Origin of the sequence: Aneurinibacillus thermoaerophilus, assembly GCF_019603355.1 — a bacterium.
GTDB classification, from domain to species: domain Bacteria; phylum Bacillota; class Bacilli; order Aneurinibacillales; family Aneurinibacillaceae; genus Aneurinibacillus; species Aneurinibacillus thermoaerophilus.
Map to the genome: position 1 here is coordinate 2,447,162 of NZ_CP080764.1, position 15,612 is coordinate 2,462,773.

Genomic DNA, 15,612 nt, shown 5'->3' on the forward strand with positions numbered 1-15,612 from the left:
GTTTCCCCCCGTTTTCAATCGTTCTGCGTCAAAAATCGCCGAAACGCCGGATGTGCCCATAGTTCGTCCACAATCTGAGCCACGCTTTTTCCATCGGTCACAAGCTGGACAGGGGCAAAATCGTACAATCCTTCACGTTCCTGCATAATGCGCCTGACATTCCGCTCTACATCCCCCGCAAGCAACGGCCGGGTCGCATCCGCGTGCAACCGGGCTACAATCGTTTCCGGTGTCGCGCGCAAAGCAACAGCAAGACCATGGCGGACAATCAATTCCACATTTTGCTTCCGGGTTACTACCCCGCCTCCAGTCGTCACTACCTGCGGAATCGAACCGTTCAATACCTGGGCCAACATCTTCGTTTCCAGCGCTCGAAACCCTTCTTCGCCCTGCTCCCTGAAAATATCCCGGATTTCCTTTCCGGTAGCTTCCACGATGCAATGATCAACATCTACTTGCTTCCAGCCAAGCCGCTTGGCGATAGCCTGGCCAACTGTCGTTTTCCCGGTTCCCATAAACCCAATCAGGATAATCTGAGTCGTCAATCTTATACTCACTCCACTTCGTCATGATTCCTGTTTTTTTATCAACCGTACACCATAAACGTGTACGGTGCGCATAAGCAAATGGAGCGCTTCCTACCGCCAACAACCAAAGTTCTTTCGTTCCCCACGGTTCCATTAATACTTTCACAGTTACGTCTCCTATCTGATACTCGCGCTGCGAAAAATCCTGCAAATTCTGAAGCGCTTCCTCTATTCTCAAATACAGCCCTGCTTCTGTAGCATAATGCATCTTCATTCTTTCCTCATCGTTGCGCGGTATTTGCCGCAACGTGCTAAAGACAGACAAATGATGCAGTACAATCAAGCATAAAATCTGCGTATAAACAAGCACAATAAAAAAAGCGGAACCGCGCGAATTGCCGAAACTTTTCAGCATTATATCACTCCATTCCGGCAAATTCTACCCTTTTTCCGATAAAAATGCTTCCTTTCCACTCGGCTTCCCCATTTTTCAATTCGAGGTGAAAGCGGCACCCTTGCTGCTCTGCTTCAAAGTCAAACTTTTTCACATACTGAGCCAAAAAAATATACCCATCTTTCATTTTTCGGACGACTTTATTCCCGACCTGTTGATAAACAATATCGTTCCCCTTCTCGTCCTTAAACCATAACTGATTGTTCTTTTTGTGGAAACGATCGCAGCGCCGAATTTCTTCCTCCGCATAAGCGAAAAATCCGCGCGCTTCCGCCTCCAATATGGCCGCCGCTTTTGCTTTTGCAAACTGCCGCTGCGCTTCGACAAAAGACAAAGAGGCTGCGATCAAAACCAGGCAACAAACAACGGATGCAACCAGTGTTTCCATTAAGGTAATCCCCCGATTGTCGCGGACGGTGTTCCAGGCTTGACGGGCACGAAACGGTAACCAGTAAACCGAACATACCTTCTTCCTAAGCGTCTGCTTTCCCACCGTACTTCCACCTCACATTTTTCCACCCGGTTCGTTACCCTGCCCGGGATCAGTCGCATTTCGTAAAGTGTACCGCGAAACTCTTGGCTTGTTCCGGTTATCGTCAGCCCCGCCTTCCATTGTTCAACAAGCGAATACGCGAACAAATAACCTTGCGTTTCATACATTTTCTCTTCCCGTTCCCTCGCGGTGTAATACAGCGCTTCATGGACAAAGAGAATGACTGCGGACAGTAACGCCATTGCCAGCAGAGCTTCGATATACGTAAATCCTCTTTCGCGCACCTTCGCTTCTCCCTTACTTAACCGTGCTAACCGCAACACGACCGCTAGCCATATACACCGTAAGCCGTTTTTTCATACCATCTGGATAAACAAGATAAAAACTACCTGCCTGCCCTACGTGCCCCAGTTCATTAAAAACGATGGTTCCGTTATTAAAATTAGAGTATATCGTAAATCCCCGGGGCACATTAACGATCCTTCTTCCCATCTGCCAACTTCGCCTCACTACATACTGGTTGTAATCAATAGAAAACTCTATCTTGACCTTTCCCCGCTGGCTTAACGCCTCGTTTGCAGCATATATGATATCCACGCTCAACTTTTCCATAAAACACTGTCCTTGAAGTCGCTGTACCATCTGCAAAAATGAAGGCACGGCTAATGAAAGCAATACGGCCCAGATCGCAAACACGATCGTAACCTCGATAAGACTGAAACCTTGTTCATTTCGCCGTCCCGTGTTTATCACACGTCACCGTCACTTTCTTCTCAGCGGATGAAACCTCCACTTTATACTGCCCTTTAGCAGGACATTTTGGCTCCTCATGCAGATATCCTTTCGCCACCAATTCGCCCAGCGCGTTCGCAGCTGGCGGATATTCGTTTCCATTCTCAATCGCATAGGCTTCCAAAGCCGTAAGGATTAACCGTTGGTTTGCTTCGCAACTACGCGAATACGCATTGGCAACAGCGCTTTTGTAATTGGGAAACGCGACCATTAAAAACGCTCCGATAATCGCGACAACAATCAAAAGTTCAATTAAAGTAAACCCGGCTTCCTTCTTTTTTGCGCGTCCCGAAAGCACGGCTCTTTCCTCCTTTGGCTCTATTTCAGTTCGCCCATCATTTGCAACACCGGCAAAAAAAAGGACAAAACAACGATAAGCACAACTCCTCCGACCAACAATAGAATAAGTGGCTCTAACCATCGCATTGTTTTCTCTACCTGTTGTCTTATCTGCCTCTCCATTTGTTCACTATAAAACAATAAACATTCGGCTACCTTCCCCCCTTCTTCCCCGAGTTCAACATAACGCACCAGTTCTGAAGTGAAGCAGCTATGGAATTGCAGGGCACGGCTGAGAGGATGGCCGCGCTTTAGCTCTGCCTCAATCTGCTGCATGATGTTTCTAACGAATAGCCAGGGCGCTTTCGCCTGAAACAGCTGACAAACTTCCAGCACGGAAATGCCCGCCTCAAGCAAAAGCCCACCTTGCAATGCAAAATAGTGAGTGATTTTCAATTTGAGCCAATAACGCAAAATAGGCACACGCAACATGAAAAACATAAGTGACTCTCTCTTCCAAAACAGCCAAATGACGCCCGTCCCCAATGCCGCCCCTCCCATAACGGCTATGCCGGATGCCGGCAAAACGGAGAGCACGCGGATAAACCATCCTGTTAGCGGCGGAAGCGGAAGATGCATCGTATCGTATATGGAGAACAAATGAGGCAAAGTAATATGAAGCAAAAACCAAAGACATACGCAGGATAACACCAGCAAAAGCAAAGGATAGCTGACAAGTTGACACAGCTGATGTTTCCAGATAGCGCGCCGCCTGTAATAACGCGCAGCGAACGCTAAGCTAGAATCGTAGCGACCGTGTTGCTCCCCAGCAGCCACAAGGGAAAGAAATAAAGGCGGAACGTTTATTTGTTGCAAAGCGGCGGAGAGCGATGCACCACTTTCAAGCTTTTTTTGGACACGCAGCAATTCTTCTCGTTTTCTTGGAGTGAAATGATGCAGAATCAAAGAAAGGCTTTCAAGAAGCGGAATACCGGCCGCAAGCAAGTAAGACAAATGCTGGCTCAAATACGCAAGCGAATCATCGGGCCAGCGCGCCCGTCGGAACATACGCTTGATATTGCCCCTGCTCATCTCCCTCCGTCACCCCTTCCGCCAATTTCTGTTCCAGAAGGGATGAAAGAAATACGAATCCACTTTCCTCCAGATATCGACGCATTACGGCCGCAGAACAACGGTTTAAAATATACGGCTGAAACTCTTCATCAATTTGCAGCACTTCGTAGACGCCGACACGCCCCTGAAAGCCCGTGCTGTGGCAGGCCGTACAATCCACAGCTCGACCGTAGCAACGCAGGCATCGTTTGCGGATAAGACGCTGTGCAATCACCCCGGTAAGCGCCGAACTAACAAGGTAAGGTTCAATCCCCATATCCAACAACCTCAAAACAGTACCTACTGCGTCAAGCGTATGAATGGTGGAAAGAAGCAAGTGACCAGTTAACGCGGCTCGCACTGCCACTTCTGCGGTAGGCTTGTCCCTGATTTCGCCAACCAGAATCACGTCAGGATCCTGCCGCAGCACCGCCCGCAGCCCCTCATGAAAGGACAGACCGGCCCGCGGATGAATTTGCACCTGGTTAATACCCGGGATACGATATTCAACCGGCTGCTCCAAGGACACAATGTTCCGCCCACGCTGCTGCAATTCATGCAACATCGTATACATGGTCGTCGTCTTTCCGCTTCCTGTCGGACCTGCAATCAAAACCATTCCCTGCGCCTTCGCAAGCATCCGGCGCACTCGCAACACATCCGTTTCGTTCATGCCAAGCGAAGCCAACGAGCGATACTTCGTATCATGAGGCAAAAGGCGTAGCACGATCTTCTCCCCGTAAATCGTCGGTAATGTAGCTACCCGCACATCGATAGAGCTGCTTCTACCTTCCCGACTTTTTGTCTGAAATGCGAAGCCACCGTCCTGAGGCAATCTGCGTTCGCCAATGTCCATCCCACTCATTAATTTAATGCGCGAAACAAGCGGCGGTCCCCACCCTTCTTCCTTCCATTCCATCTCCTGCAAATAGCCATCGAGACGAAACCGAACCATGATCCCTTCAGGCACTGGTTCCAAATGGATATCGCTTGCGCCATATTCGATTCCTTTTTCGATCAGTTCTGTCACATATCCCGTTACATCTTCAACCATGATTCCAACCTCCTTTTTTTATAAATTATACCATATATTGGTAAATTTTAAATAACTTTCCTAAAATTTTACACAAAAAAAGCCGCCTTGCTTTTAAGACGGCTTACGTATCGCTTATTCAAGTGAATTTACATATTCAATAAGGGCAGAAATTTCTTCGTCGGACAACCCCTTAACATTTCCGTGCTTCCCTTCTTTATTACGCGTAACAAGCACATCGTAAATCGTTTTGGCGCTACCATCGTGCAAATATGGCGCAGTAGCCCATACTCCGCGCAATGTCGGCGTATCAAACAATTCCTTGCTCCGCGGATTGGTGTAGTTGGCGCGCGGATCGCCTGGTGTACCTTTATCAAGCTGGCTTGCTGTACCAACATCATGAAGGAATTGCGTATTAGCTGTCGTCAGCTTGCCTGTCGCATCCACCGCTTTTACGCTATCGGTCATCGTCTCTCCGGCATGGCACGTAATGCAGCCCGCTTTGCCTTCAAACAACACCTTACCCTGTTGCGCTTTCACAGTTAGTGTACCGTCAGGGTTACGGTACGGACTTTTCGGCACCGGAAACGAATCCGAGTACTCCAGATATGCTTTCAAAGCGGTAAACATTTCTTCAACTTTCGGGGGTAATGGTTTGCCCGGATCATACGCTGTCAAACCGCCCATCTCCCCCTGTACGGTCAACAGATAATCCGTAAAATCATCCCGGCTGCCGTCCCACATAAACAATCCGGTACGCATCGCCAGCACATTGCTCGGTACGTTACGCGGACCTTTCGGGGTCATTAGTGTTAATCCGTTAATGTCCCCGTCCGCATGGCAAGACGCGCAACTCATCCAGTTATTCCCCGTAATCGGTGCCGCAAATTTATCGCTATTCGCGCTAAAAAATATGGTTTTCCCTTTCCGGACAAGCGGCGGCAATGAATCTTTGGCAATCAACCGCAACGTTTCAGGCTTTGCTTTCGCTTCCGCATATGCCTCATTCCCGCCCGTTTCAATGCGAGCTAAACTGTGGCTCATTGCATTGTGCACATACAGTTCGTTTCCATCGTTCGACAGCACCATCCCCCGCGGGTTATCGCCCGGAATGCGCCGCACGATTTGAGTCGCCTTACCGCCCCGGACCAAGTCAAATACAACCAAATCTTCGCTGCCCGACATAAGCACGAACGCTTTGCTTGCATCCGGCATAAATGCTACATCGGCCGGATTAGACACGATTATCGTTTCATTTTTTACATCTCGCACATCCATTTTCTCAAATAATTGTTTACGTTCCTGCTTGATTTCTTCATCTTTTTCAAGATCGATAACCGAAATCGCCGGAAAAACAGTTTCCTCAAAATGAATCGGCGTATCTGTATTTGTTACAAGATGCGGTACCCAAGCGGTCTTACCGTCAGGCGCAATCACGAATTGCTCAACCGTATTTGGAAGCCCCTGGCTCTTTTTGCGATCCTCTTTATCCGGAGAAGGAGCTAAAGCGATTATTTTTCCCACTTTTTCTTTGGAAGTATCAACCACGCTAATATGCCCGGACAAATAGTGAACCGTATACAGTTTTTTTCCGTCCGTGGTTAACGCCAGCCCGCGCGGTCGTTCCTCAACTTTTATCGTTTTTGTTACTTCTCGTTTCTCAGGGTCAATGATAGACAATGTGGAAGAACGGTAATTACTAACATATATTTTTCCTCCGTCCGGACTCGTCACGATGCCAAACGGTTCGATACCGACCGGAATCGACGCCGTCACTTTTTTGACGGCGATATCAATAACATCAACTTTGTTGTCAAACATACACGTAACGTACAACGTTTTTTCATCCGGGCTTAACGCCAATTGACGCGGTTCACGGCCTACCGCAATCTCTGCGGTAACTTTGTTCTGCTTCACATCGATCACCGATACGGTGTTAACATCAATATTAGCCGTGTACAATACATCCCCGGCCCGATTTTTGACAATGCTATTGCTTGAAACCGGGGCATTGCGCGTCACCGTTTCTTGCGTTACAGTCTCTTTCTCGCTGCATCCGCTCAGCATCATTAACAGAACGAACACGGCGGCAATCCAAATTCTCCATTTCCTCATTTTTTCTGCTCCCGCATTTTCTTTTTCTATAATAATAAACAGCAAAAATAGGAGGATAGCCTCCTATTTGCTTTTCACCTCAACCGGAACAAGTACCGGCGCGATACCATATTTACCGTGACCAGCTTGAATCTGTGGCACGTTATCACCATCTGTATTACCGGACTTGTCGCCTTCTTTATAAAAGTCTCCAGTATCCCAGAATTCGCTCGTCTGCATGCCCTGGTCAAGCGCCGGGCCATCAATTACGCGATCGTAAAAATCGACGTAGCGCGAAATAATGGTCTTGCGATCAAGTGCCGGAATCTTTTCTTTATCGGTTTCTATGTTATGCAGGGAAGCAATACCCATACGTAATGCTCCAGAAACACCGCCTGCGACAACGGCATCATACTCGTATTGATCCCCTGACGTTTTATATGCTTTCACTTTATCGTCCCACATGTATTTATCCATAGCCGCGTAAATTTTCCGTGCTGCCTCACGATATTTTGGATCTTTAGTCGCTAGAAACGCAGCCGTCAAGCCACGGATGGCGCCGGTTTGTGCCTTCAGTGTCGGCGCATCTGCGTCTTTGCCTTTGCCCACTGTCCAACCGTTAGCCACCAATCCTTTTTCATCAATCATCTTGGAAATGATAAAGTCAGCCTGCTTGCGGATCATGTCAAGCGCGGCTTTTCCTTCTTTTGTCTCCAATCCTTTGGCATCGTCCCCGCTGGCGTAGCCAACCGGTAAGCCATCAAACGCACGTTGGAAAATGCGTAACGCTTCCATAGCATATGCGGCATCAAATGTATCCATATGCATGCCCTGCTGCTTACCATCATGTTCAGCAATAAACACGCCTTCCTTATCATTCCAGTGCATCATCTGAATATTTTTGAAGATTTGCAACAACAGGTCACGGTTAATGGAATACGGATCATCCGAGCGAATATCGTTATCTGCGCGGTTATCAATATTTTGCTTCGGCGCAGCCGGGAACGGCTTTCCGTCATATACGGCACGGAATGCCGGATTCGTGTTTGCATTAGCTTCCCGCTGATCTGTCATACCAAAGTATTCAGACAAAGCCCATAACATCAGCCACTGATCCTGTAGCAAGCTGCGCGGATCTTTCACTTCAAGCGACGTAGCTGCCGTATATTCCTTATCTCCGTTTTCCGTAACGGCAATGGCATGCGGCAGGTACACAAGCTGCTTCTTCGGATCATAAGAAGCGCCTTCCGCTTTGCCTAGTTTTCCGGTTTGTGGATTATAAAACAGGGAATCCCGGATATATGCAGCCTTGTTCCACATCTGCTCGGACATGATTAAACCTTGAAGACCATCAGTAGAGTCTCCGCCAAAGGCAATGTTCGGGTTTTCGTCATCTTTATCCGTTTTTGGTTCCACTTCCTCTTCCGTGTCTATCGTGTGCATTGCTCCTAAAAAGTCGCTCGCCCATAGCGCTTGTTTCAAAAAGACGGAGCCATACGCAGCCGGAACCAGCGTTTTATCCATCTTATCGCGATCCCACCGCAGCGTTTTAAAGTCGACCTGATATTTCGGAATGTATGTACCGTTCTCACCGTCGGCAAATTTCGATGTGTCCACAGGCTGAATATAGTGCGGATCGCCTTTGCTGTACTCAATAAACGTCGGATACATGTTGCGCGGAATTTCATCCGGCTTATGTCCTGCAGCATTCGCCAACTCAATAAAGCGCTGCGCCAACATTTCATTCTCTTTCTTGCCCGCCTTCTGCGCCAATTGTTTGATCATTGGCGCGTGAATCATATGAAGACCAAGGCCTGATTTTTCCACAACTTCGTACATCGCCTCTTCCGAATACTCATACGATTCAATTCCGGCCGTGTAATCAAAGACAGTCGGCTGATCAACTTTCGCCGCATCCAGCACATCCAGATCTAAGCCAAGCGCTTCTACCATCGGCTCGCCCGACAGTTCAAATTCCGTATAGGCAAACATATTGCCGGCCGTATCAAAAGTATAATCTTTAACCGGTACGGAAACGTTTTGTTTCGCTTCCTGTTTCTTCGCCTTAGTGTCTTCCCCTGTCATGGCTGCCTTTTCATTCGTACCGCAGCCGCTCATAAATGCAAGCACGGAAGCTAAGCTTATCGACATGACCGTGCGAAACGGGTATTTTTTCTTTCTCTCTTGCAAACCCCTTCACTCCTCTATCCTCTATTATGAAAATGATTCTCATTATCTAATTTTAAGTATAATTGTCTTCCTAAAAAAAGACAAGAAAAAATCATCCCCGCTAAAAAACAGGAATGATTTCCTTTTGCTTGCATTGTATTACTTCACAATCAACACCGGGCAGGTCGCTAGCTGCGACACTTTGTGGCTAACGCTGCCGAGCATCATTTCCTTAAAGCCACTCAGCCCGCGGCTGCCGATCACGATAAGCTGATATTTATTTTTATCCGCGTAATCCACGATTTGCCGTGCCGCATCTCCCTTTAGATAGACAGGCGTTGCCGCCACCCCTTTCGCCTCGGCTTTTGCTTTCGCCTTATTTAGCAATTCTTCGGCTTCTTTTCTCATCGCTTCATTAAAATCAATATCATAATGTTTAGAAATATAAGCCATTTCTCCGACCATATACGGCGAAACGACAACTTCTTTTCCCACATGAAGCAAGCTGAGTTCAACTTGCTCTTCTTTTGCGATGGCAAGCGCCACATCTAGCGCTTTTTCTCCCATTTCAGAGCCATCAATTGCTACTAAAATTTTTTGAAACATACATTACTTCCCCCATTCTGCAAAATCCCTTCCCTATTATTTTAAAACAATGTTACACTGTTTTCCAACAAACAAAAAGGGGAACTATAACAATTTTGTTACGAAACGGAATGCTGCCTGTTCTCTCATCTATCGTTCCATTGCTCCTCCCCTGGCGATAGACAAGATTTGCGATTCTTCCATTTTATAGTCGAATTCTTTCGCTTTATCTGGCTTTGCATTATCATAATGTACCGGAATTTCATGGCGGTAAGACTTCTCCACCTTAGTAACAAAGTCAAGCCGGGAAATTCTCTCAATCGTTTCTTCTAACGTATCTGCGGCGATATACATGGATACATAATTCAACCTACGGGATATGTAATGAATATTGCCAAACTTGCGCAAGTTACGAGCCACTTTGATATTCTTGACATACACCGCAAGCCCGACACGTCGCTCTCTCATTCTCCGACTCTCCTTTTTCGTATAGTATCCATCAGCGATGATTGTTATCAAACACTGAGGCTCTAAAAAATGACAACTTTATAAGTTCCCTTAGTTCTAACTTATACGCTATAAAACCTCACTTGCTTGTATCAAGAATATAATATCATCCACTCTGACATTCCTATCTCTGCCCGCAAAAGCGCGGACATATTAAATCAAATGTACATCAGGCCGCCTGATCTCTCAAGCGGCCCTTGCAAGACAGAAGGAGCAGCCTCCCATCTTTATATCCCCTTTTTAACAGTGCAGCCACAACTACCGCCCGTCCCGCACCCGCCGCTACCACAGCCACCACCCGCCAATTCATACAGCGGATTGTTACTCGGCACTTTAATGCTCGCAGAAACCGCGTCAGCGATGGTGCGGCTGATACGGTACAACAACTCATCCAGGTCATTTTCCGCTTTTTTGAAAGCGGCGACAGTTGCTACTTTTTCCATCTCTCTTTTTTTCTGCCGAATCTCGCGAGTGACTCTATCATAATCTGGATGGTATTTTCCGAATCGCTGCACTTCCTCATACGCTTCCTTCATGCGGTTGAAGGAAGCAATCTTCGCTTCCGCCTCCGGGTCCTGTTCCATCCGCCTGCGGAATTCCAGGTACCGTTTCATTTCCTCAGAGGCCACGAGCTGCTCTCCGATGCGATGCGCTCGTTCCATCACTTCATAAAAATCAAGCGGTGATACAGTCGCTGTCTGACCTGACATATTCTCACCTCGGTATCATTGTACCATGTTGCATATTCTCTGCCTAGTCCTCGTTCCAAAGGGCGGGCAGCTCTAATTTTATTCTCCCTACATTCTCCATATTTATGTTCTCCATCCGCCCTTCCGCATCAAGCGTCAGCCGATACGCTCCGCCTTCTGCGCGTATATCAAGCACGCGGGCGTTTTCTATAGGCCGGTTATTAATTTCCAGCTTTAGTCGGATGCCAAGCGAACGCGCAGTCATAAGCAACGTGCGAAGCGTTGAATGATGATATCGTTGGAAATTTTTGTGCCATATCGTCGGTACATCTTTTAATTCAGGCAAAACATCTTCAAAAGCAGGGAATACAGATTCAATCTTATATCCGTTCTCCGCAAGCCCAATAGAATGCGAGGCGTGCGATGGAAACCGTCCCGCTTCACTCGGCTCTTTTGCCGTGCTTTTTTGGTTTATATTTATCTCGCGGAGCGTGAAAGCCTCTCGCAACGCTGCTTCCTGCGACGCATCTACAATAAAATCTTTTTCGCCGATTCTCGCACGCCAATACGGAGCAAATTCCGGCAAAGCGGCTAGCTGTTGCGCCGTTTCTGCATCCGGACAGCGCACGAGCACTACTTGTTCGAGCATGACGCTTGGTTCGCTCCGCATCCATTGCTCTAGTTGCACGCGTACATTATCCGGAACCTCAAGCTGAATTTGCTCAAGCAAACGGATAAGCGCTTCGTTCTCTTCTTCCCCCTTCACCGCCCGCACTGATTGCCGTGTCAGGCGAAACACCCATACTTCCTGCTGCTCTACCAGTTCTGCATACCTGCCAAGACGCCAGCGCACCTCATATGATGCATGCGGCAGCAGAAGCACTTCAAACGTAGGTTGGACATACCCGATACCATAATTCGCTACGGCATTTTCCTCATTGGCTGTCAAATTCATATTCCAGCGCATAGACGCGTCCATTCCTTCTCCCGTCCTAGAAATAAATCCAAAAGCGGTAAGCAAAGCGCATATATTTTCGGCAAACACCTGCCAGTGTTTGGACTGATTGGCCTGGCTTTTCTCCCGCAAAAGCCTATTTTCCGCTGCCTGCAATTCATTCAGGGAAAACGTGTTCACACCTTTCGCTTCCATCCAATCCAAAATGACAGGATTACAAGGCCCCAGCCTGCCTAGCTTTTCTTTCACTTGCTGATAAACACGGCGCTGCACATCCGCTTCCGCGCCATGAAACAGCCGGGCCGCCGCCGTTTCATGGACAATATACTCCAGCCCGGTTTCTGACTCCCGCTCACGCAATAAATCCATCTCAGCAAGCAATTCCAGAAAAAATCGTTCCCGTGCCGCACCGTCTCCACACGCTTCTGGATACAGCGGGGCGAACCATTCTTCCGCATACGGGATAACTGCCTGCCAAACGCGACGCATTTTCATTGTCATCGTTTTCTTTTTAGTAAGCGCGATCGGTTTGTGGCGATGCGTTTGCAGCAGGCGGAAAAGCACATGAACAAGCGGCGTAACAGATTGGAACTCTGCATCTACGGATATTGCTTGCGTTTCTGACAGCACCCGCGGCAAAAGCCAAGCGCGCCATGCTCTCTGCACATCATACGGCGCCAAATATACTACTTCCCCCCACAGACGCCGCAGCGTATAAATAAGTCCGCGCCGTCGTAATCCGGTAAGACCCGCGTATGCAACAATCGGCGACACTGCTTTCGCATATTCCTCCATTTGCCTGTACGTCACAATATCTTCTCCAACGCGAAACAAAAAATGCAACCATACTTCTTTTTCCTCTCTGGATAGTACCTGCCAAGTCTTCTCAATGGTGCGCGCGTCCTTTATGTAAGCTGCTATTTCATCAAGCGGCGCCTCCGCCTCCCCGAATGTGAACGGCCATGCATTCTCTTCCGCGAGTCTCCACAACAGCCGCGTATTAAGCTGCTCAAAAACATCCCTTATCTTCATCGTTCCACCTTCGCTATTTATCATTTTTCCCTCTTGCGGGAAACAAATTGATTTGTTATAATTTCAACAACTTTTCCAAATTATTTATACTCTAATATTCAGAATAACCTGTGATGAGGACACGTGATTTCCTTTCCCGTTCCCCAGAGAGCTGACGGTAGCTGCGAGTCAGTGAACGGCAGGAACATCATATCCCCTCTGAGGTGTCATCCGAACATTGCAGTAGGAGCGACCGGCTTTCCTCCGTTATCGGGAACGGCGTATGATGGTACGCTGAATAAGGTGCCGCTGTATGTAAGTATACACATTTCTGGTATGGAGTTAAAACACAGCGGAATCAGGGTGGTAACGCGAGCAATCTCGTCCCTGTATGGGACGGGATTTTTTTATTATTATTGGAGGTGGTTTCCTTGGGAATTACGAAGTTCAACTTGCACAAGTACAGAAAGCTGGCGAACGTCTGAAAGGAGTGATCCATAAGACACCGCTTCACCTTTCGCAAACATTCAGCCGGATGTGCGGCTGCGAAGTATACTTAAAACTAGAAAACTTGCAGAAAACAGGGGCCTTTAAAATCCGCGGCGCCTATAATAAGCTCGTCAGTCTATCTTTAGAAGAAAGGAAACGCGGTCTGATTACCGCTTCTGCGGGTAACCATGCACAAGGTGTGGCGCTTGCCGCCCAAAAATACGGTATCCCTGCAACCGTCGTTATGCCAGCGCATGCTCCAAAGACAAAAATACAGGCAACAGAAGGATACGGTGCGCGCGTCGTGCTGCATGGCGCCACATATGACGATGCCTGCGCCAAAGCTAGGCAAATTGCAGCGGAAGAAGGGAGTACGTTCGTGCACGCGTTTGATGACCCGGATGTCATCGCCGGGCAGGGAACCATTGCGCTCGAAATATTTGAAGCGAATCCTGATTTGGATGTCATTGTCGTCCCGATCGGAGGCGGCGGTCTTATCAGCGGTATCGCCGCAGCGGCCAAGGCGCTCAAACCTTCCGTCAAGATCATCGGCGTTCAACCTGCAGAGGCAAATTCCGGCTACTTATCCTGGAAGGCAGGAAAACAGGTGCTGATTTCACATCCCGTTTCCATCGCAGACGGACTGTCTGTAAAAATGCCGGGAAAACTCCCGCTCGCCATGATGTGCAAATTCGTAGATGATATTATTCTTGTGACCGAAGAAGACATCAAGCAAACCATGCGCTTGCTGCTTGAGCGAAGCAAAGTGTTAGCCGAGGGCGCGGGCGCTGCTGCCCTATCTGCACTTATTTCAGGCAAGCTTTCCCTGCCAAAGCAAAAAGTCGCTTTCGTAGTAAGCGGCGGCAACGTGGATCTCACCCGTCTATCTATGCTCGCCTCCCAGGCGCTCGTAGGATAGAGACTATCTCAAAAGGTCATTTGATCGCAAACGGAATGCAATATTTTCTATGCGTATATATGGTAACGCAAAAGGGTGCCCCATCATTTTTGGGACACCCTTCTTATTTTTTAGTTATAATAAAAAAAACATTCCACTATTAAGGAGATGATGCAAAATGCAGAAAGATCAGGAATCATTGCTAGAATTTATCAGAGATACATTGAAAAACGGTACGGAAGACGAACAGCAAATTCTCTACCTCGCGCGCCAAGCTATCGAATATATGCGTGATCGCAAACGCAAAACTGCTTATTTGTCCGGTTTTCTCGGATTGCAGGGAGAATATCTGGAAGATGGAACATATCGTTTTGAAGTGCCGATCACCCCGTTTATGCTCAACGGTTTAAACATTGTGCACGGCGGTATTACGGCTACATTGGCTGATGCAGTCATGGGCTCAGTTGCAAGCCGATCGACCGGATATAAAGTAGTAACAACCGAGATGAATGTTCACTATTTATCGCCAGGAACAGGGGATAAACTGATCGCTACCGCGTCCGTTCTCAGAAGGGGCAAAACATTGTGCGTGTGTGAATGCAAAATACATAATGACCAAAGCCGACTCATTCTGGCAGGTACCGGGACGTTTTATCTCATCGAGCCAAGATAGCATTCTTTGCACTCATCCATTGCTGAGCCGTCCATGTAGGTACATGCGGTGTAGCACCGTAGAACAGATGAGGTGATGACACGCCCCTAAACTTGGGTGTTGTCCAAAACGGAAACGGCTCGCGGACGCTAATACCCCAGGTATCTGACCGCTTCAGCCGTGTGGAGTGTCTGTCAAACCGGAAAGTACAGATAGTCCCTGTCCAAATCCAGCGTAAAGGAATAAAATACTACAATTTATTGAGTTTGATAAATCAAGTTTCTAATCTCGTGATCGTTTTCTAATGTTATCGTGTGCTGTCCTTTACTTGTAACATAAAAAGCAATCTCTCTGGTATTACCAACTACTTGATTTTTTGTAATTTTCACCCCGGAACTATGACCTTTAACAACAAATGATTTGTCTTGAGAAATCGTATACGATTGGTTTACTACTATGTTTTTGAAATAGAAATTAAATACTGGCTTGTTTACTGTTACGCCGTTTACTAAAGTCGGCACTGATGATTCAACTCTTACTTCGTATGCATCGCTTAATGATAAAGGAATTACATCCTTTTGAGAAGACACAACTTGGGCAGAATCCTCTACTTTGACATCTGATTTTTCTATGGTCACTTTGTATGCATCACTTAACGACAAAGGAATAGGTGCCTTTTGATTTACAGCATTTGCATCTGGGGATGATGAAGGTGTAGCGATTTCATTAGCACTAACTGATTGACCGCCAAACATCAAAAAAACTGTAAATAATGAAGAAAACATTATCGTTTTTCTCATAAAACCTCCCCTTTTCAAAAATTGTATTTTTTTCAATTTTTATACAAAATATTATAATGTACAATTATATGT

17 protein-coding genes and 1 other annotated feature are annotated in these 15,612 nt (G+C 47.3%); of the genes, 2 read left to right on the plus strand and 15 right to left on the minus strand.

From position 1 onward, the window contains the following. Nucleotides 1–14 precede the first annotated feature (14 nt). The 14 genes from K3F53_RS12745 to K3F53_RS12810 all read right to left on the minus strand — a co-directional run bounded on the left by K3F53_RS12745 (nucleotide 15) and on the right by K3F53_RS12810 (nucleotide 12,746). A complete protein-coding gene (locus tag K3F53_RS12745) occupies nucleotides 15–545 on the minus strand; it encodes a shikimate kinase (protein ID WP_236781977.1) in 531 nt (176 codons plus the stop codon). Continuing rightward, the gene (locus K3F53_RS12750) at nucleotides 445–942 is read right to left on the minus strand and encodes a hypothetical protein (RefSeq protein ID WP_057898208.1); all 498 of its coding nucleotides are present in this window, start codon (nucleotides 940–942) and stop codon (nucleotides 445–447) included. The genes K3F53_RS12745 and K3F53_RS12750 overlap by 101 nt, the downstream gene beginning before the upstream one ends. 4 nt (nucleotides 943–946) lie before the next feature. Continuing rightward, complete coding sequence (locus K3F53_RS12755) at nucleotides 947–1,369, minus strand: ComGF family competence protein (protein ID WP_057898207.1); 423 nt, start codon at nucleotides 1,367–1,369, stop codon at nucleotides 947–949. Continuing rightward, nucleotides 1,369–1,758, minus strand: a complete 390-nt coding sequence (locus K3F53_RS12760) for a hypothetical protein (protein WP_057898206.1) — start codon at nucleotides 1,756–1,758, stop codon at nucleotides 1,369–1,371. The genes K3F53_RS12755 and K3F53_RS12760 overlap by 1 nt, the downstream gene beginning before the upstream one ends. A 13-nt stretch (nucleotides 1,759–1,771) precedes the next feature. Continuing rightward, entirely contained in the window at nucleotides 1,772–2,227 is a 456-nt protein-coding gene (locus tag K3F53_RS12765; RefSeq protein ID WP_057898205.1) for a prepilin-type N-terminal cleavage/methylation domain-containing protein, read from the minus strand. Then, nucleotides 2,202–2,564, minus strand: coding sequence for a competence type IV pilus major pilin ComGC (locus tag K3F53_RS12770; RefSeq protein WP_057898204.1), 363 nt, complete (start codon nucleotides 2,562–2,564; stop codon nucleotides 2,202–2,204). The genes K3F53_RS12765 and K3F53_RS12770 overlap by 26 nt, the downstream gene beginning before the upstream one ends. Before the next feature lie 20 nt (nucleotides 2,565–2,584). Beyond that, nucleotides 2,585–3,637: a type II secretion system F family protein gene (locus K3F53_RS12775; RefSeq protein ID WP_082705926.1), complete on the minus strand. Its 1,053-nt coding sequence runs from the start codon at nucleotides 3,635–3,637 to the stop codon at nucleotides 2,585–2,587. Next, the gene (locus K3F53_RS12780) at nucleotides 3,585–4,712 is read right to left on the minus strand and encodes a GspE/PulE family protein (RefSeq protein ID WP_057898202.1); all 1,128 of its coding nucleotides are present in this window, start codon (nucleotides 4,710–4,712) and stop codon (nucleotides 3,585–3,587) included. The genes K3F53_RS12775 and K3F53_RS12780 overlap by 53 nt, the downstream gene beginning before the upstream one ends. Before the next feature lie 114 nt (nucleotides 4,713–4,826). Beyond that, entirely contained in the window at nucleotides 4,827–6,806 is a 1,980-nt protein-coding gene (locus K3F53_RS12785) for a beta-propeller fold lactonase family protein (RefSeq protein WP_057900262.1), read from the minus strand. Nucleotides 6,807–6,869: 63 nt separating this feature from the next. After that, nucleotides 6,870–8,936, minus strand: coding sequence for a hypothetical protein (locus K3F53_RS12790; RefSeq protein WP_057900261.1), 2,067 nt, complete (start codon nucleotides 8,934–8,936; stop codon nucleotides 6,870–6,872). 177 nt (nucleotides 8,937–9,113) lie between these two features. Then, the gene (locus K3F53_RS12795) at nucleotides 9,114–9,560 is read right to left on the minus strand and encodes a universal stress protein (RefSeq protein WP_057898201.1); all 447 of its coding nucleotides are present in this window, start codon (nucleotides 9,558–9,560) and stop codon (nucleotides 9,114–9,116) included. 129 nt (nucleotides 9,561–9,689) lie between these two features. Then, nucleotides 9,690–10,007: a YlbG family protein gene (locus tag K3F53_RS12800; protein WP_057898200.1), complete on the minus strand. Its 318-nt coding sequence runs from the start codon at nucleotides 10,005–10,007 to the stop codon at nucleotides 9,690–9,692. A 266-nt stretch (nucleotides 10,008–10,273) separates the two neighbouring features. After that, a complete protein-coding gene (locus tag K3F53_RS12805; RefSeq protein WP_057898199.1) occupies nucleotides 10,274–10,756 on the minus strand; it encodes a YlbF/YmcA family competence regulator in 483 nt (160 codons plus the stop codon). Nucleotides 10,757–10,799: 43 nt separating this feature from the next. Beyond that, nucleotides 10,800–12,746 carry a helicase-associated domain-containing protein gene (locus tag K3F53_RS12810; RefSeq protein WP_057898198.1) on the minus strand — a complete coding sequence of 649 codons (1,947 nt, stop codon included), beginning with the start codon at nucleotides 12,744–12,746 and terminating at the stop codon, nucleotides 10,800–10,802. A 77-nt stretch (nucleotides 12,747–12,823) separates the two neighbouring features. Beyond that, nucleotides 12,824–13,093: a binding site (T-box leader), on the plus strand. Between K3F53_RS12810 and ilvA the strand changes: the two genes are divergently transcribed. Continuing rightward, nucleotides 13,093–14,109 carry a threonine ammonia-lyase gene (ilvA, locus tag K3F53_RS12815; RefSeq protein ID WP_057898197.1) on the plus strand — a complete coding sequence of 339 codons (1,017 nt, stop codon included), beginning with the start codon at nucleotides 13,093–13,095 and terminating at the stop codon, nucleotides 14,107–14,109. (Overlaps the previous feature by 1 nt.) A gap of 157 nt (nucleotides 14,110–14,266) precedes the next feature. Continuing rightward, complete coding sequence (locus K3F53_RS12820) at nucleotides 14,267–14,761, plus strand: PaaI family thioesterase (protein WP_246615635.1); 495 nt, start codon at nucleotides 14,267–14,269, stop codon at nucleotides 14,759–14,761. Nucleotides 14,762–14,997: 236 nt separating this feature from the next. Here K3F53_RS12820 and K3F53_RS12825 read toward each other — a convergent pair whose 3' ends face one another. After that, nucleotides 14,998–15,540 carry a hypothetical protein gene (locus K3F53_RS12825; RefSeq protein WP_057898195.1) on the minus strand — a complete coding sequence of 181 codons (543 nt, stop codon included), beginning with the start codon at nucleotides 15,538–15,540 and terminating at the stop codon, nucleotides 14,998–15,000. Between the last annotated feature and the right edge of the window lie 72 nt (nucleotides 15,541–15,612).